This is a genomic window from Bacillus sp. FJAT-25509, from assembly GCF_001420605.1.
Taxonomy (GTDB): Bacteria; Bacillota; Bacilli; order Bacillales; family Bacillaceae_G; genus Gottfriedia.
Map to the genome: position 1 here is coordinate 328,066 of NZ_LJIZ01000003.1, position 16,451 is coordinate 344,516.

The 16,451-nt window shown below is 30.8% G+C and carries 19 protein-coding genes; 3 read left to right on the forward strand and 16 right to left on the reverse strand.

Features of this window, described 5'->3' with window-relative positions; translation table 11 throughout:
* Nucleotides 1–35: 35 nt before the first annotated feature.
* From AN960_RS01915 to AN960_RS01925, 3 genes are all read right to left on the reverse strand, one after another.
* Complete coding sequence (locus AN960_RS01915; protein WP_056465981.1) at nucleotides 36–854, reverse strand: SPL family radical SAM protein; 819 nt, start codon at nucleotides 852–854, stop codon at nucleotides 36–38.
* Nucleotides 855–884: 30 nt separating this feature from the next.
* Nucleotides 885–1,397, reverse strand: coding sequence for a methylated-DNA--[protein]-cysteine S-methyltransferase (locus AN960_RS01920; protein ID WP_056465984.1), 513 nt, complete (start codon nucleotides 1,395–1,397; stop codon nucleotides 885–887).
* A 432-nt stretch (nucleotides 1,398–1,829) separates the two neighbouring features.
* On the reverse strand, nucleotides 1,830–2,402 hold the full coding sequence (locus AN960_RS01925) for a DUF1836 domain-containing protein (RefSeq protein ID WP_056465986.1): 573 nt from the start codon (nucleotides 2,400–2,402) through the stop codon (nucleotides 1,830–1,832).
* A gap of 141 nt (nucleotides 2,403–2,543) precedes the next feature.
* On the opposite strand from AN960_RS01925, the gene trhA reads away from it, so the two are divergent.
* The gene (gene trhA, locus AN960_RS01930) at nucleotides 2,544–3,191 is read left to right on the forward strand and encodes a PAQR family membrane homeostasis protein TrhA (protein ID WP_056465989.1); all 648 of its coding nucleotides are present in this window, start codon (nucleotides 2,544–2,546) and stop codon (nucleotides 3,189–3,191) included.
* An 83-nt stretch (nucleotides 3,192–3,274) separates the two neighbouring features.
* Here the strand turns inward: trhA and AN960_RS01935 are convergent, their stop codons facing one another.
* The 6 genes from AN960_RS01935 to AN960_RS01960 all read right to left on the reverse strand — a co-directional run bounded on the left by AN960_RS01935 (nucleotide 3,275) and on the right by AN960_RS01960 (nucleotide 10,684).
* Nucleotides 3,275–4,402: a Ger(x)C family spore germination protein gene (locus tag AN960_RS01935; protein WP_056465992.1), complete on the reverse strand. Its 1,128-nt coding sequence runs from the start codon at nucleotides 4,400–4,402 to the stop codon at nucleotides 3,275–3,277.
* The gene (locus tag AN960_RS01940; protein ID WP_056465995.1) at nucleotides 4,392–5,495 is read right to left on the reverse strand and encodes a GerAB/ArcD/ProY family transporter; all 1,104 of its coding nucleotides are present in this window, start codon (nucleotides 5,493–5,495) and stop codon (nucleotides 4,392–4,394) included. The genes AN960_RS01935 and AN960_RS01940 overlap by 11 nt, the downstream gene beginning before the upstream one ends.
* Nucleotides 5,485–6,981 carry a spore germination protein gene (locus tag AN960_RS01945; protein ID WP_082459320.1) on the reverse strand — a complete coding sequence of 499 codons (1,497 nt, stop codon included), beginning with the start codon at nucleotides 6,979–6,981 and terminating at the stop codon, nucleotides 5,485–5,487. Before AN960_RS01945 ends, AN960_RS01940 begins: the two co-directional genes overlap by 11 nt.
* Before the next feature lie 177 nt (nucleotides 6,982–7,158).
* Nucleotides 7,159–9,009: a PTS fructose transporter subunit IIABC gene (locus tag AN960_RS01950; protein WP_056466002.1), complete on the reverse strand. Its 1,851-nt coding sequence runs from the start codon at nucleotides 9,007–9,009 to the stop codon at nucleotides 7,159–7,161.
* Nucleotides 9,010–9,020: 11 nt separating this feature from the next.
* Nucleotides 9,021–9,932, reverse strand: a complete 912-nt coding sequence (gene pfkB, locus AN960_RS01955) for a 1-phosphofructokinase (protein ID WP_056466005.1) — start codon at nucleotides 9,930–9,932, stop codon at nucleotides 9,021–9,023.
* Nucleotides 9,929–10,684, reverse strand: coding sequence for a DeoR/GlpR family DNA-binding transcription regulator (locus tag AN960_RS01960; RefSeq protein ID WP_056466008.1), 756 nt, complete (start codon nucleotides 10,682–10,684; stop codon nucleotides 9,929–9,931). Before AN960_RS01960 ends, pfkB begins: the two co-directional genes overlap by 4 nt.
* Nucleotides 10,685–10,981: 297 nt before the next feature.
* Between AN960_RS01960 and AN960_RS01965 the strand changes: the two genes are divergently transcribed.
* Complete coding sequence (locus AN960_RS01965; RefSeq protein ID WP_056466011.1) at nucleotides 10,982–11,464, forward strand: DinB family protein; 483 nt, start codon at nucleotides 10,982–10,984, stop codon at nucleotides 11,462–11,464.
* A gap of 168 nt (nucleotides 11,465–11,632) precedes the next feature.
* On the opposite strand, the gene AN960_RS01970 is transcribed toward AN960_RS01965, so the two are convergent.
* Nucleotides 11,633–12,418: a DUF4931 domain-containing protein gene (locus tag AN960_RS01970; RefSeq protein WP_483867273.1), complete on the reverse strand. Its 786-nt coding sequence runs from the start codon at nucleotides 12,416–12,418 to the stop codon at nucleotides 11,633–11,635.
* Nucleotides 12,419–12,463: 45 nt separating this feature from the next.
* A complete protein-coding gene (locus tag AN960_RS01975; RefSeq protein WP_056466014.1) occupies nucleotides 12,464–13,468 on the reverse strand; it encodes a phosphotransferase in 1,005 nt (334 codons plus the stop codon).
* A 277-nt stretch (nucleotides 13,469–13,745) separates the two neighbouring features.
* Between AN960_RS01975 and AN960_RS23825 the strand changes: the two genes are divergently transcribed.
* Nucleotides 13,746–13,898 carry a YpzG family protein gene (locus AN960_RS23825; protein ID WP_082459321.1) on the forward strand — a complete coding sequence of 51 codons (153 nt, stop codon included), beginning with the start codon at nucleotides 13,746–13,748 and terminating at the stop codon, nucleotides 13,896–13,898.
* A gap of 216 nt (nucleotides 13,899–14,114) precedes the next feature.
* Here AN960_RS23825 and AN960_RS01980 read toward each other — a convergent pair whose 3' ends face one another.
* The 5 genes from AN960_RS01980 to AN960_RS02000 form a co-directional block, all read right to left on the reverse strand.
* Complete coding sequence (locus AN960_RS01980; RefSeq protein ID WP_056466015.1) at nucleotides 14,115–14,246, reverse strand: DUF4023 domain-containing protein; 132 nt, start codon at nucleotides 14,244–14,246, stop codon at nucleotides 14,115–14,117.
* A gap of 82 nt (nucleotides 14,247–14,328) precedes the next feature.
* On the reverse strand, nucleotides 14,329–14,652 hold the full coding sequence (locus AN960_RS01985; RefSeq protein WP_056466016.1) for a DUF2085 domain-containing protein: 324 nt from the start codon (nucleotides 14,650–14,652) through the stop codon (nucleotides 14,329–14,331).
* Between the two features lie 14 nt (nucleotides 14,653–14,666).
* The gene (locus AN960_RS01990) at nucleotides 14,667–14,858 is read right to left on the reverse strand and encodes a hypothetical protein (protein WP_156339589.1); all 192 of its coding nucleotides are present in this window, start codon (nucleotides 14,856–14,858) and stop codon (nucleotides 14,667–14,669) included.
* A 162-nt stretch (nucleotides 14,859–15,020) separates the two neighbouring features.
* Nucleotides 15,021–15,329 (reverse strand): hypothetical protein, encoded by a 309-nt coding sequence (locus AN960_RS01995; protein ID WP_056466018.1) that lies wholly within the window; start codon nucleotides 15,327–15,329, stop codon nucleotides 15,021–15,023.
* A gap of 178 nt (nucleotides 15,330–15,507) precedes the next feature.
* A complete protein-coding gene (locus tag AN960_RS02000) occupies nucleotides 15,508–16,263 on the reverse strand; it encodes a sporulation protein (RefSeq protein ID WP_056466027.1) in 756 nt (251 codons plus the stop codon).
* Nucleotides 16,264–16,451 lie beyond the last annotated feature (188 nt).

A 16,451-nucleotide genomic window follows, 5' to 3' on the forward strand; every position in this document is an offset into this window, starting at 1 on the left:
CGTTTTTTATGAATTGATGTTTTTTAATTTTTTGTTTATGGTTCGAAACCTTTTTGACTAATGAAAAGCTGGTCATCTGAAAAATATTTTTTAAACCGTTGATAAACTAATTGATAAGCTTCTGGGCCATACCATTCTTCTAAACCTAGTTCGGTATATTTTTTTTCAATACCAAGACGCCCTGTTCGTTTCCCTCCGCTTCCATCACCCATGAAAAAATCATCGATACAGATTCTATCGACAATTTCCGATAGCTTTTTTGGGAAATCCTCGCTACTAGGCAAAATAGGAGCAATTGTAGCTTGGGCTGGTATACCCGCTTCTACAAGGTCTTTTAACGTTTTAAGTCGAGCATTAATAGGAGGTGCAATTGGTGAGAAAGCATTTCTTATTTCATCCAAGTCGGTTTCAATCGTCATGCTTACACGTACTTTCTCTTTAAATTTCTTTAAAAGATCGATATCTCTTTTTACTAGCGGACTCCGAGTTTGAACAAATAAAAAATCAGGCTGATCATGAACCATGACTTCTAATAAACTTCTAGTCAATCTTTCTTTAAATTCAATCGGTTGATATGGATCTGTGCTAGATGACATAAAAATGGTCACTTTATCTTTACTTTTTGCCCTTTTCAATTCTTTCTCTAGTATTGTAGGTGCACTTTGTTTAATATCAACCCAACTACCCCATTCTTTTTTCCGAAAAAGTGAAACAGGCATTTGTCTTACATAGCAATATGAACAGGCAAATGTGCAACCAGTATATGGATTTAAAGAGTGAGTATATCCAGATAGATAACCTGTACCTTTATTTAGAATGGTTTTTGGATTTTTATAAACTATTTCACTTTTCATCCAAACACCTCCTAATTAATATCTTCATCTTTAGTTTCTAGTTTCAATTTTTAAAAGAATTTTCTTCATATCTAATCCACCACGATAGCCAGTTAATGATCCATTCTTTCCAATTACTCGGTGACAAGGAATTATGATCAATATTGGATTTGCACCTATTGCTCTCGCAACTGCTCGAACAGATTTTGGCTTATTTAAGTGAATCGCAATGTCGGAATAAGTTTTAGTTTCTCCATAATCAATCGAGCATAGTGCATTCCAAACTGAATTTTGAAAATCAGTACCACGAAAATCAAGACTACTATTAAAATTAGTCCGCTCGCCCTCTAAAAATTCAATAATCTCTTTTTTATAATCTTCTAATATTGTTGCATCTTCTTCCATTTCAAGTCCAGGAAAGTATTTATCCTTAAATAAAAGTAATTCTTGAATGGTTCCACACTGTGAGCCTACGAAACATAGCCCTTTTATTGTTGCAGAAATATGAATCTTCCAGTCTTTATGTTCAATTAAAGTCCAATATAATTTTTCAGTTGAATGCAATTTAAATCACCCTTTGCCACTAATTTCTTCTTAGTCATATTTAAATACTATTATAGACTTAAATAAGAAAAATGGACTGTTATGAGAATGAAAGAGCAAGAATTTAAAATTATTTAAGGATGCACTATTAATATGTCCCCGAGAACTGCAAATAGATGAGTCTATTTATGCAAATAAAATCTGAAAATCGAATTTTAAAAATATCAAATCTTCAATTAAAATTAGAGAATAGCAATTAAAACTAGCAAAACCGCAATTAAATTCCTGAGAATCGCAATCAGCTAATAACTTGTAAGGAAGAGAGAAGGTCAATCAATCATCCCTTAATACCTACCTCATACAATCTATTAAACATCAGAGGGGCCAATTTATATCATTTGACCGTACAAATGAAACAGCCCCTCACTCATCGACAACGTTCAAAGATTAATTTTATTTCTGCTTCTCAATCATTTCCATTACTAATTTTTCAGCTGCATTTTTATATAAATTACTCATATTAACGAAAGAAGTAATTAAGAGCAATTGTTCAATATATTCTTTACTTTCATCATCTAACTGATTAATTTCTTTGTTTACTGTTTCACCAGATTGTTGAAGATCAGTTTTAAACTTTTCGAGGTTTAGTTCATTTAAATGTAAAAAACTTGAATAAATATCATCAATATTTATTTCATTGTTTTCAAGGATTCTTTGATTTAGTCCATTTAAAGTTTCTTTTATATCATTAATCGAAAGTGCACCTTTTAAATGATAAATTAAACTGATTAAAATGATATGATTCTTTGTGTATTTCTTATTTTTGATTGGGAAAAGCAATTTAGCTTTAGCATAATTATTAATCATTGTTTTTGTCATGACTTTTTCATTCGAATTCGATTTTGCAAATTTATTATCAAATAGTTGGATTACCTGATCCATATATAGATCAAGATTAGGAATATCATCTAATACTATTTTTTTATCTAAATCGATTTGTTCAATTAATTCATTAATCTTTTTCATTTTTCGTCCTCTTTATATAAAATTTACAGACTAATTTTATCATAAAAAAATTGTTCTTAAAACACTTGACTATATAACATCGTTGGTGATAACTTTATATGTAGTTATCAAAACTACATAACATAGTTGGAGGAGATTATAATGGGGAACTTAATGCGTGAGCCTATTAATTCCATGACACATTTAGTTGGAGCGGTATTATCACTATTTGGGTTAATAGCAATGGTTTTTAAATCTACTTTTTCTGGTGGAAGTATCTTACAAACATCTGCAGTTATTGCATTCGGTGTAAGTATGATTCTTCTCTATTCAGCTTCAACTACCTATCATATGGCAAAAGCTAGCGATAAAATAATCGCTTTTTTAAGGCGGATGGATCATTCAATGATATTTGTCTTAATCGCTGGTACATATACTCCTTTTTGTATCATTAGTCTAAAAGGTACATTAGGATGGATTATCTTTTCTATTGTTTCTTTTATTGCATTTTGTGGTGTTTTGTTCAAATTGATTTGGTTTAGTTGTCCAAGATGGTTATCTACAGCCCTTTATATAGCTTTAGGATGGGTCATTATACTTGCTTCGGCACCTTTATCTGATGCGATTAGTATGAAAGGAATGTTCGCACTAATCTTAGGTGGAATTTTCTACACAGTTGGTGGCGTGATTTATGGAATTAAGCCTAAATTTTTATCTTTTAAAAATTGGGGTTTCCATGAAATTTTTCATATTTTTATCATGCTTGGAACACTTTGTCATTTCTTCTGCGTCTATTACTTTGTAATTTAAAATATAAAAAAAACTTGTAGACAAGTAGAGAAATACCACTTTGTCTACAAGCTAAAAACCATCCTCAAGTGGATGGTTTTTTATTATTTTAAGATACCTGTTCCGACAATATTTACTTCAACTTTTGGTTTAATTGTAATTTTAGCGTAGTCTTTGTTCCAATCCAGTTTTTTCCACACATCTGGATGAAATGAAATTAACTGTCTGCCAATTCCTAAAGCATCACAATTTGATTCTTGAACTGTTTTAATGATTTTTTCAGCTTTTATGGTTAACTCCTTTGAAATTTTTTTATTTAACATATCAATTTCTTTTTGGGAAGCTAAATCATCATGTGCGTACTCAAGTGTATCAACGTCCAGTTTAAGATTTAAATTTACGGTTATTTTATTGTCTTTTGAAACTTTAATTTTCATTTTTGGCTTGTTTTTTTTCACTTGAATCGTTATATATCGTTCCCTAATATCTTTTTCTTTCGGAATAACTTCTAAATTAAATCTTGCGTACTTCTTCATTTGATCTTTAAATAAAAGTAACATAGTAGGTTCATCACCTATTAGATTAAACCCTGTATATTTTTGATCGTTAAATAATGCTACCCCAGAAATATCAATCAATTTATCATCATCTTTTTCAATTAGCGGTAAAAAAATATCTTCACCTGGGTCGAACATAATTGTACAAATCGTTTGGACATTTTCAATAGGAATCATCGTATGGCTTTCTGCGTTAGTTATTAGATCTAAAATTTCTTCACTTACAAGGGTTTCCTCTACTTTGCTTAATTTTAACACATCTACCGCTCGGCCCTTAGTAATAATAACTTTTGCCCCTAATGAACTTCTTGGGTCTCTATATATAACATCGAATATAGGATAAATATCCTGTTTAGACAATTCATCTCCAAGTAATAAAACCCTTGTTTTATTAGTAGCATAATCTCCCGCTACTTTTCGAGTAAATTTTATTCTTGAAGCACTTGTTGTTTTTCCGGTAGCAGTAATAATGACATTTGTTGTTTTAACTTGTGTAGGATCACTTCCACCTTGGCTATTTGTTTTAATAACTGCAGTTACTAGCATATTATTATCCTCAACTAAATCAAATCCAGCACTATAAACTAGCTTAGACTCCTTCAGTAATCTTTGATCCCAACAACTAGTTAAAGGCAAAATACAAATTAAAGAGATCAATACCATTTTATATTTCATATGAATTACCGAGTTCTTTCTTTTTTCTAATAAGCGAAACAATTAATAAAAATAAAGGTAATACAAAGATAAAAACATAACTTGTAAAATTAAGAATTGTCCCAAATTTCATTATAAATTCTTCACTATTTGGTAAAAAAGTACAGATAATCGCGATGACAATTCCTATAAAAATAGTTGATTTACTATGGCTTTTTAACTTTAAGAGTTTGCTGATTCCGAAACTAGTTAAATATAAGTAGGTCACAAATGAAGTTAAGATTGGTACAACCCAAATAGATAGAAAGACAAGGTCTAATCTTTCAATCACTTCATATGATAATGATTTTAGTAAATATAAGATTGGCTCAGGTATGATTTCAATTTCTACTTTGCTAAAACTCATATAACTTGTAATTAAAAAAAATGTATATAAAAGGCTAACAAAACTAATTGCGATCGTTCCAGCTTTTAATATTTTATTTGGCTTTCCTTTTACATACGGAAATAATACTAAAATAAATTCAAATCCCATCATGGAGATTAGTGCATCATGTGCTCCAAGAAGGATGTTTTTAACACCCGCCTGTCCAATTGGAAATAAATAGCGGTAATTTACATTATTGTAAGAACAAAATTCAAAGAAAATCAAAAATAAAATTAAAATACAAACGAAAGTAAAAAATCGTGCGATTACTTTCATATTTTCTTTTGCTAAATAAATCCCTGTACCAACTATAAATAGGATTAATACAAAAGGTGGAGTAAATGTAAGAATCCATTTTTTAAGTACAGAAATGGTGATAATCACACAAAAAATCGCAACAATAAAGAAAAATAAAATATAAAGATACGAAATTACAGTCCCAATATATTTACCAACTATTTTCGTTGTATATTCATAGATCGTATCTTTTGGAAATCTCGTACCAAGTAACCACATTATTAGTAAAAGTAAAAACACTCCTACCCCAGCAACTAATGTTGAAAACCAACCGTCGTGCCCTGCATGTTTATGGACTACATAAGGTAGTGAAAGTAATCCCACACCAATTTGAGCTTGAATGATGACGAATGTGAATTGCGTTATTGAAAGCATCTTTTCATTTTTCATCATTTTTCCATCCTCTAGAATTATTTTCTCGTTTAAAATTCTTTGGTAAAGGTGCAAACGGTCGTTTTTTCATTTTCCATGATGGCGCACGAACAACTGTATCTTTTAGGTCTGATTTTCTAAATGGAGCAAATGGCGCAAAATATGGAGACCCAAACGATTCAAGTTTACATAGATGGATTAGGATAAAACTGAGTCCAAAAACAATTCCTATTAATCCAATTAACGATGCTGCAAACATTAGTGGAAATCCAAGCAATCGGACAGAGGTTCCCATTTCATTGTCCGGTACAACAAATGATGCAATTGCAGTAAGTGAAATAACGACAATCATCGTATTTGAAACTAAATTTGCCTGTACAACAGCAGTTCCAATAACTAAACCTCCTACAACACCTATTGTTTGTGCAATTGGATTAGGTAACCGTATTGCTGATTCTCTAAGCAATTCTAACGTTATTTGCATTCCTAGAGCTTCAATTAACGGTGGGTATGGAACGTTTTCTAATGAACTTTTTACATTAAATACTAAATCTATTGGAATAATTTCAAAGTGAAAAGAAACTAATGCAATATATAAAGCAGGCAATGATATAGAAATTAAAAAACTAACCAATCTTAAAATACGTGCAAATGAAGCGACCATCCATCGGCTATTATAGTCATCTGGTGATTGATAAAAAGTGAAAAAAGTAATTGGTAAAACAAGTGCTGAAGGGCTACCATCTGTTAGGATGGCAATCTTTCCTTCCATTAAATTACCAGCTATTCGGTCAGATCTCTCAGTTGTTAATACTTGCGGAAAAGGTGAATATGGGTCATCTTCAATAAATTCCTCAAGATTACCCGGTGAATATACATAATCAACATTTATATATGAAAGTCTTCTATGGACTTCCTTAACTAACTCCTCATTTGCAATTGTATCAATATATAAGACTGCTAATCGTGTGTCAGATTCTACACCTAATGATAAAGTTTTAACAACAAGATTAGGACTACTGATTCTTCGTCTTATTTGATTAATATTTGTCAGTATACATTCTACTAATCCGTCGTGGGAGCCCCTGATTGTTTGTTCACTACTAGGCTGTTGAATTGATCTATTTTGAAATGAAGTCGTTTCTAAAATAAATACATTTTTTTCAAATTCTGTGAAAATGAGCGTGTAGCCTTTTACAATACTGAGAATACATTCATCAAATGAATCCGAACTTTTAACATCATTAATTGATACTGTATTTGGAATCGTATCTTTTGGATTATTAATAATTTGTTGAATGATTTGGACTTCAAGAGCTTCTCTACCTACAATTGTACTAATATAGACAACTACAATCTTTTTATTTTGAAACATTAAATGTCTAACCGTTAAATCACTCGTATTTATTAATGATTTCTTTACATACTCTACATTACGATCCAAATCACCACTAATTTCAATTTTTGAATTCTGATTACTTTGGGTATGTTTATTTGAACGCATTATGCATTTCACCTAATTTCCAAACTCATACAATAAATTAGATTTATTTTGTGTTAAATTAGGGTTATTATTCATTGCGAAATTCCAGTATTTGTATAAATGTTAACATTCGAATAAAAAAAGGCGAACCTAGAAGTCAAAATGTTGACTAATAGGTCGCCTTTTTATTGTTCTTGATTATTCATTTACTCTCTTTTTCCAAATTCCAAGCATGATCGCTGTAATGAATGCGCCAATTAATATTGCTAGTAAATACAATATCGGTTTATTTACTAACGGAATAACAAATATTCCACCATGCGGTGCTGGTAATGTAATACCAAATGCCATTGCAAGTCCACCTGCGATTGAAGAACCTACAACAGAACTTACAATTACCCTTACTGGGTCTGCAGCAGCAAATGGTATCGCTCCTTCTGTTATAAAAGAAATCCCCATAACATAGTTTGTAATACCTGATTTACGTTCCATTTCAGTAAACTTTGACTTGAATAGTGTAGTAGCTAATGCAATACCTAATGGAGGGACCATTCCACCTGCCATTACCGCTGCATGTGGTGCAAAATTATTTGCTGCAATTGCTGCTATACCAAATGTGAATGCAGCTTTATTTATAGGTCCACCCATATCTACTGCCATCATTCCACCAAGAATGATTCCTAATAATATAGCGTTTCCACCACTTAAACTACTTAACCAATGTGTTAAAGCTGAATTTAAATAAGTTACAGGAGGATTTACGACTACTTCCATTAAAATACCAGTAATTAATAATCCAAATACAGGATATAAGAGAACCGGCTTAATACCTTCTAATGATTTAGGTAACTTAGAAAACACTTTCTTTAATCCAAGTACAACATAACCAGCTAAGAAACCGGCAATTAAACCACCTAAGAATCCCGCGCCAGCACTTGAAGCTAAAAATCCACCAACTACCCCGGGTACAAATCCAGGTCGATCTGCAATCGAACTTGCAATAAAACCGGCTAATATCGGAACTAAATAACTAAAAGCACCAGTTCCACCAATTTTCATTAGTAATTCAGCTACTGGACCTTTTGTATGAATTCCTCCAAAAGCAAATGCTAACGCAATTAGAATTCCTCCACCTACTACAAAAGGTAACATATTACTAACACCGTTCATTAAGTGCTTGTATATACCAGATCCTTGATTAGTTGAAGAACTTCCGCCACCATTATGATTAGCATGAAAAATTGGTGCCTCTTGTTTAACGGCTCTTTCAAGTAATTCTTTTGACTTACGAATTCCATCTGCTACTGGTACTTGGATGACATGTTTTCCATCAAAACGATTTACTTCTACTTGTTTATCCGCTGCTACGATAATAGCTGATGCTCTACTAATCTCGTCTTTTGTTAATTCATTTTTTATCCCTGTTGATCCATTTGTTTCAACTTTTAAATCAATATTTAATTCCCTTGCTTTTGCTTTTAAAGCATCTGCCGCCATATAAGTATGAGCGATACCTGTTGGACATGCAGTTACTGCAAGGACTAGTGGACGTGAAGTATCTGCTATCACTGTTTCTTCATTTTCATCATTTAACGATTTTTCTTTTTGATCGATTAATTGAATAATTTCATTTGCATCTTTTGCACTTAATAAAGAGGCACGGAATTCTTCATCCATTAATAATGAAGATAATCTAGATAATGTTTCTAAATGCGTATTATTTGCTCCCTCACTAGCTGCAATCATAAAAAATAAATGAGCCGGTTGACCATCAAGTGATTCATAATCAATCCCATCTTTTGATCGACCAAATGCAATTGCAGGAGTCTTAACAGCTGCAGTCTTAGCATGTGGAATTGAAATACCTTCTCCAATTCCTGTTGTACTTTGACCTTCACGTGTTAAAATCGCTTCTTTAAATTGTTGTTTATCGTTTAATTTCCCTGCATGATCTAAAACTTGTATTAATTCATCAATTACTGACATTTTTGATGATGAATTCAAATCAATGAGAACTGTATCTATTTTTAATAATTCTGTGATTCTCATAATTCGCCCCCCTAATCCTTTACAATCTTTACTTGATTAAGTAATTCTTCAATTTTCTCTCTTTTTGTTAAATCCTCTGAAAAAGCGGTAGCACTACCTGATGCTACACCTACTTTAAAGGCAGTTTCGATATTATTTGTTTTTACATAAGTACCAATAAAACCAGCCACAAGCGAATCACCTGCACCGACTGAATTAATTACTTCTCCCTTTGGAACATTTGAAACATAAACAGAATTCTCAGTTATTAGAATCGCCCCATCTCCTGCAAACGATATTCCTACATTTTGAGCACCCATTTCAACTAACTTTTTACCGTACGGGATTGCTTGTTCAATTGATGTAATTTTGACATCAAATAAGTCACCTAATTCATGATGATTTGGTTTGATAAAAAATGGGCGATGTTTAACTACATCTAAAAGTACTTTTCCACTTGCATCTACAATGATATGAATCCCATTTTCTTGTCCCCATAATGTCAATTGTTCATATAAATCAGAAGGTAATGTATTAGGGATATTACCAGCTAATACAACATAATCACCTTTTTTAATTTGTTTTAGTTTATAAAAAAATTGATCTAGTTTTTCCTCGGAAATAGCAGGGCCTTGTCCGTTTATTTCAGTTTCTAATTGAGATTTTAATTTTATGTTAATTCGTGAATCGCCTTCCACTTGAACAAAGTCAGATGACACTCTTTCATTACCCAAGACATTTTTAATAAAATCTCCAGTAAACCCTCCGACAAAACCAAGTGCTATGCTTTCAACATCTAATCTTTTTAAAACCCTAGAAACATTAATTCCTTTACCGCCAGGAAATTTATTTTCCCTTTTCATTCGATTAATTTTTCCTAACCCTATATCATCTACTTCAACGATGTAATCGATTGAAGGATTAAGTGTTACTGTATAAATCATGATTTCACTACCTTTATCAAAGATGTTTTTTCCTCAAATTGTTTAGCTAGTACATCATCTATTTCGTCCGTTAAAATAATCGCATCTTCAATTTCACCAATCTTTGCAAAACTTGTTTCGCCAAATTTACTATAATCAGCAATTATAAATACTTTCTCTGACATAGAGATTGCTGTTTTCTTTACAAACGCCTCTTCAGGATCTGGCGTAGTATAGCCAAATTGAGGATGGATTCCATTCGCTCCAATAAAACATTTATCAAACCGATAATTCTTTAAACTTTCAGAAGCCATACTCCCAATCAACGCTTTTGTATGCCCTTTCATTTTTCCACCTATAAGATATGCGGACACTTCATTTTCGAAAAGTGCTTCAACATGCATTAATCCATTCGTAACGACTGTTACATCTAATCCCTTTAATAAAGGAATCATTTCGAAAGTAGTACTACCAGCATCTAAATATATACAATCGCCTTCATTAATTTGAGTTACTGCAAGCCCAGCGATTAATTTTTTACTTTGAACGTTTTTGGATGTTTTTTCAGTCATACTTAATTCAGTGGCTTTGCTATTGATTGAAGCTGCTCCACCATGAACTCTTTTTAAGAGATTAAGAGACTCAAGCTCAACTAAATCACGACGGATTGTTGACTCAGAAGTATTTGTAGCTTCTACGATATCCCTTAATTTCACAATACCCATTCTTTTGATCATATCGATAATGAATTGTTGTCTTTCCGGAGTTAACATAAAATTCATCCCCTTCATAAAACCAAGTATAAGACACAAAAAATAAAAAATCAATCATTTTCTTCCAAAAACATTCAAAAACAATCTTAGGCATTCAAAACCGTTCAAACCCATTCAAATTTGTAAAAATTCACACCGTACATTAAACTAAAAATAAGAATTTATATTTGTTTTTTTATAGTATTTCTTATGATTACCCATAATATTTATCTAAATAAGTTGAACTCATTTAGATTCATAGAGTTGGTAAAAAGAGTTTTGGTTTACAATTATTAAATTAGAAATGGGGAATATCTTTTGAAAGAGAATATCCAAATTCGTGAAGAACTCATGGAAGTTATTGATTCATTAACAGATGAACAGTTAAATAAGAAGGTAAATAAAGAAAAATGGTCTATTATGCAAGTACTTGAACATTTATACTTAATGGAATCTAAATTAGTAAAGCTAATGACTCGTACATTTAATGAAGCACCAAGTGAAGTTACCCAAGATAAACCAATACATCTAGCAACTGATCGTACTAAAAAAGTAACCTCTCCACCTCATTTTGAACCAACTGATCAATTCATTACTAAAGTGGAAATGACTGAAAAATTGAATCAATCTAGAAAATCTTTAATTCATTTTGTTGAACTAACAAAAGGGCAAAATTTAGAAGAAAAAGGCATGCCACATCCATTATTCGGACAAATCAATTTAAAACAGTGGATCCCTTTTATTGGTATACATGAAAAACGTCATATTGAACAAATTAGAGAATTAAAAAACGAATTATGAAATATTTAACTCAATATAGAAATTTTGAAATTTTGGAATATGTATTCGATTTCCTTTTATTTTGTACAAATTGTTTTTTGATTATATTGTTTTCTGTTAAAATCTTTTTGGTTTTACTAAAAACCTCTCAACAATATAAAAAAGAGCTTACAAATTGTAAGCTCTTTTTTATATTGAAGAAATTGCCTCTAGTTCTTTTTTGTAAAGGCTTAGTATTTGATCTTTATGTACTTCTAACTGATTTGACACTTGAGAAATTGAATAGCCGATAAATAATGGAGATACAACAAACCTTGGAATAACTTTACAAATAATTTTCCCCTTCCATTTATAAAAGAATAAATTATAGCTTTGAAGTCCTTTATAAAAATGGTTAAGTAAATAATGTGTAACCGTTTGTAAGTAAACGGCCATTTCTGGAGTAAATTTCTGATCATCAATTAGAATATTGAATTCTCTAAATCCCATAATTGGATGAGTAGATATGTTTAATTCATAACCATGACCCGACGAAATCGTAATCCCCTCGAAATATACATCTGTTACCTTTTTGTTGTAATCAATATTTTTTAAGCCAACTATTTGCATATGTGGATGGCTGAGTGTTCCCCCTGATAATGGGCCATGATTTTTATATAAAATAACAGATTTGAATTCCCCTGTCGATTCCATTTCATCCCATTTATCAATTGCAAAGGCTAATAATTCACTCAGATGCGTTAAAGAATATTTTGAAGGGTCTCCTTCACAATCATCGCTTTCAATAATAACAGTTTGAAAAGTATCTTCTAATGTTGGAAATTTATTTTTCAAATAAATGATTGAGCCAGATGTATCAATAATATCAGTTAAGTTTTCTCGATCACAGAATGGGCATTTAACTTCTTTATTTTTAATACTATCAGGTTTTTTAACGCCAATATCCATTTTAAATTGTAAAACCTCATTTTGAATATCCATCACGGTTTCCCCTTTGAATAAAGTATATTAACAATGTCTTTAAATTAATAACGCCTCTAATTCTTTCCCTCTTTTTAAATAATAATCTAAATGGGGTTTTAAATTATTTTCATTTGTTTTGATTAAATTTGAAGTTTTTCGATAGAATCCCCAATTTATGCAACCAGATAGCCAAAGTAATAAAGAAAGTCGTTCAATATGCTCTGTTCCAATCTGAAAATGGTCACAATATTTATTCATAAATTTTTCCACTAACTGCTTTGACATGGCGATTGATGTATTCTCGCTTGTTTTTGAATACCATTTAATTAACCAAGCTAACCCCTCAATTCGATCAACATAAGTAATCGATTCAAAATCAACGATTCCTTTTATAGATAGATCCTCATTATCCCAAATAATATTTAGCGGATTCAAATCTGACTGAATGATAAATTCAAACTGTTCTGTTTGTGCATTGTTTATATGCAGTTTAGACAATTCTAAGTAATCACTTAGTAATGATTTATTTTCTTTCAAAATATCTTTTGAATTTAATTCATTAATAAGCCTATTCACAAAACCTTCGTAAGCAATTAAATGTGATTTTTTAGGAAAAGAATTACATTCAAACCCAGCAGCAGTCTCATGAAAGCTAGCAGCCATCATTCCAACTTTTTCGGTTATCAAATGATTAAATTTAGTAATATGTACTCCATCTATCCATTTAAATAATATAAAACGATACGATTGATTTTCAATTAAAACGCTCAAAAAACGTTCATTCTTTCTAGATTTAACAACCTGCATAAATGGAATTCTATTTTCGAATAAAAACTCTGTGAATTTTATTTGCTCTTCAATTATTTCATCTGAAAGCTCACCAAAAAATTCATTATTTGAGCGATGGGTACTAATAAATCTAGCTGAATAAGGACAGTTGTTAACTAAAATTTTAAAGTGCTGATCGTTATGCCAATTTTGTGTGTTCAAGTCTTTTATAATTTCAATTGATTTAACTGATAATGGATATTGTTTTAGTAAATTTTTTAATAATTTTTCCATATTTAAAATCCTTTCAATTCAAAAATGTTTATTTTGAACTTAAAAGAATTCAATAAAATATATACAAATCCTTCAAAAAATTAACTATTTTAAAATTTATTGTTTTACTATTAACAATGGTATCTTAAATAAACAATCCCTAAGTTTCAAAATACTAAATCGAAATTTAATTTAATGTTTTTAAATAGTATCTTTTTCAACTTATTTTCAAATACTAACTACGATATTCAATTGAATATCTAAAATATCCTATAAATATCTAAGAGGTGAATCAAACATGAACTCCAAAAATCATTTAGATCCACATTCTCAGAAATTTGTTCATAATTGGACAAGGGCTAAGCGTTCAGCGTCTCAAGTGAACGGTAATACGATGATGTCTCAGCCAAACCTTATCTTGAAAACTAACACAAAGGCCCACAGTCTGTAACTGAAAGGATATATTAAAATATAAGAAAGAAGACATTGTGTCTTCTTTCTTATTTAATTTTGCTGATTTAATTTATTAATGACAATAATTATATTTTATAATTTGAGCATCGTTATTATTTTTAAATAGCATTTTAAATGAACGCAAATTATTTATTATATTTAATATATTAAAAAAAGCCATGACTATAGCCACGGCTTCATGCTTTTTTAAATTTTATTTATTTGTTCCATGCTGTTTAGTAGGTAATTTTTCGTTTGGTGTTCCATTACCTTGATGTTCTTTATTTTTTTGGTCTTTTCTTTGTTTTTCGTGTAATTTTTCGACAAATTCATGTGTATCTTCCATTTTTTAATCCTCCTTAGTAAAGAATCTAAATGTTACTTTAACCAACTAGAGAGGAAAAAATTCATAATAGCAGATATAGAATTTACATAAGAATTTTTATCAAAAATAGAACAGACTTTACAATCAATATTGTTTGAGCAATTCCAAATAAGAATCCTGTTATGAAACGGAATAAATTATTACTTTCTCTCCATTTCCATTTCTGTGTATACCCATCAATTAATAACGGAATCATTAAAATCGGAATATACCACCAAAATATAAATGATGAGATCAAAAATACAAATGGAAGAAACAAATAACCAGTAAGTATGGCTGTACATCTTGCACAAAGTGGGAAAGTATAAGAGCCTATATGAAATGACCTTTCTACCTTACGATGACATGGAATCCAATTTAAAATCAAATATAATCCCCCTGTTAGCTTGGACAATCTGGGCTACAATCACAATCTGGTGTGCAATCAGGCATGTGATGATGACAATCAGGGAGATCACAATCTGGTATAAAACCAAAATCACCGCAATCACACCAATCGAATCCCCTATTCTGTCTTCTCCGCTCATAGTAAATAATCATTATAATTCCAAAAACGATACTTGCACTAATCAATATTAGTCCTTTTACTAAAAAACCCTTTATAATTAAAACAATTCCTAGAATAAGAAGTATAAAAAAACCACTGATTAAGAAAAAGACCAATTTTACCACTCTTTCTTAAAAATAATGAAAGACTAACCTAAAGTTAGTCTTGTGCTTTTCAAAAACATAAACTTAAAAATCTGTCTGTTTTGAACGTTGAGTCGCCGCACCAATTAAAATAAAGATGGCTGATAGAATATGCATAATCATACCTAATATAGGAATCCATGCAAGACAAGAAGTAACAATCCCAAAAATATTTCCACTAGCAGAGACACCAGCTTTTTTCGCTAAAACGAGCGTAATGATATGGAGGATTAAAGCTATAAATAATGGCGTATAACCAAAGCCAATAACGATCGAACCACCTAAAACAGGTATACCGAGTAATGCTTCAAAACCACCCGAAATCCATTTCATATTTTTAACGTTAGATCCCATAAAATCTCCTTTTCAACATTAAAATGTTAATTTTTTCTAATAAATACTATTGTATTCGATATATTCTTTTACGGATAGTTTTTATTAAAAATTACAATTAAATTCAGTCTAAAGGATGAGAATTTCGGATAGTGTAAAATTTAAATAGGAAGAGACAAGAACTCTCACTTACATTTTATCAATTATATTGTTGTAAAAACGCTCTAACCGAATTTGCAATTGATTGCGCATCTTTAAGTTGCTCATTTTTAAAGCTAAGTGATGTTTTCTTTTCATCTAGTCCTAATGATTCTTGTAGTAAACCACTTAAACCACGATGGGAACCAGCTTTATCGACTGCTACCACCATAAACAAACCATCTTTATTCGGTTCAATCATACATTCAATTTCATCAAATCGCCATTCTCTTTTAGAGCTTGGGACAAACTCCCACTCTTGATAGAATCGACCATTTTGAGCTTCTACCTCAACTTGGCGTAAACGGAAACCAAGAATTTTAAATGCTTCTACAAAGTTTGCTAATTCTTCATGTGCATGAACCTTTAAAAAATCAGTATCTGTTGGGTCTATACTTAAATCGATATCTAAATCAGTCTCAATCCAAACCTGGCCATGTCTTATTGTAATCGGTGTGTAAAATGGCAATTGGAACGAAAAAGGAATTACTTTTTGTTCATTTGCTTCAATTTTCATTTTGCCGGATACACGTTCTTCATGTAATTGGATTTTAACGTTTACTTCATCGTCTCCACTTTTCTTTTTAGCATAAGACTTCAATTTAAGCCCAATATGATTAATTTCTTGTACAACTGAACCACCCTTAATTTCAACTACACCTTCAACAATTTTTCCTGGATATAAATCTTTAGTATGAATAATTGTATCTACCGAAGCTGCTCCAATTCCTAGTCTAGCTAGTACTTTTTTAAACATCAGATCCCCTCCAAAAAATTACTACTTTTCCATTATATAGTAGATTATCAGTCTTGAATAATCTAAATTTAGTAATTATTCCCTTCTATACATTATGAATAAAAGAAATAATTATGTAACTAGTGAAAGTTGAATTAGTAGACAAGTTATTAATAGGATAAGCATATTTTATAATATGAAATTAATTT

What these genes read in the sequence shown, in the direction of transcription:
- AN960_RS01915 (WP_056465981.1), bottom strand. Translation starts at nt 854, where the DNA reads ATGAAAAGTGAAATAGTTTATAAAAATCCAAAAACCATTCTAAATAAA.
- AN960_RS01925 (WP_056465986.1), bottom strand. Translation starts at nt 2,402, where the DNA reads ATGAAAAAGATTAATGAATTAATTGAACAAATCGATTTAGATAAAAAA.
- trhA (WP_056465989.1), top strand. Translation starts at nt 2,544, where the DNA reads ATGGGGAACTTAATGCGTGAGCCTATTAATTCCATGACACATTTAGTT.
- AN960_RS01935 (WP_056465992.1), bottom strand. Translation starts at nt 4,402, where the DNA reads ATGAAATATAAAATGGTATTGATCTCTTTAATTTGTATTTTGCCTTTA.
- AN960_RS01940 (WP_056465995.1), bottom strand. Translation starts at nt 5,495, where the DNA reads ATGAAAAATGAAAAGATGCTTTCAATAACGCAATTCACATTCGTCATC.
- AN960_RS01945 (WP_082459320.1), bottom strand. Translation starts at nt 6,981, where the DNA reads ATGCGTTCAAATAAACATACCCAAAGTAATCAGAATTCAAAAATTGAA.
- AN960_RS01950 (WP_056466002.1), bottom strand. Translation starts at nt 9,009, where the DNA reads ATGAGAATCACAGAATTATTAAAAATAGATACAGTTCTCATTGATTTG.
- pfkB (WP_056466005.1), bottom strand. Translation starts at nt 9,932, where the DNA reads ATGATTTATACAGTAACACTTAATCCTTCAATCGATTACATCGTTGAA.
- AN960_RS01960 (WP_056466008.1), bottom strand. Translation starts at nt 10,684, where the DNA reads ATGTTAACTCCGGAAAGACAACAATTCATTATCGATATGATCAAAAGA.
- AN960_RS01975 (WP_056466014.1), bottom strand. Translation starts at nt 13,468, where the DNA reads ATGGAAAAATTATTAAAAAATTTACTAAAACAATATCCATTATCAGTT.
- AN960_RS23825 (WP_082459321.1), top strand. Translation starts at nt 13,746, where the DNA reads ATGAACTCCAAAAATCATTTAGATCCACATTCTCAGAAATTTGTTCAT.
- AN960_RS01980 (WP_056466015.1), bottom strand. Translation starts at nt 14,246, where the DNA reads ATGGAAGATACACATGAATTTGTCGAAAAATTACACGAAAAACAAAGA.
- AN960_RS01995 (WP_056466018.1), bottom strand. Translation starts at nt 15,329, where the DNA reads ATGGGATCTAACGTTAAAAATATGAAATGGATTTCGGGTGGTTTTGAA.
- AN960_RS02000 (WP_056466027.1), bottom strand. Translation starts at nt 16,263, where the DNA reads ATGTTTAAAAAAGTACTAGCTAGACTAGGAATTGGAGCAGCTTCGGTA.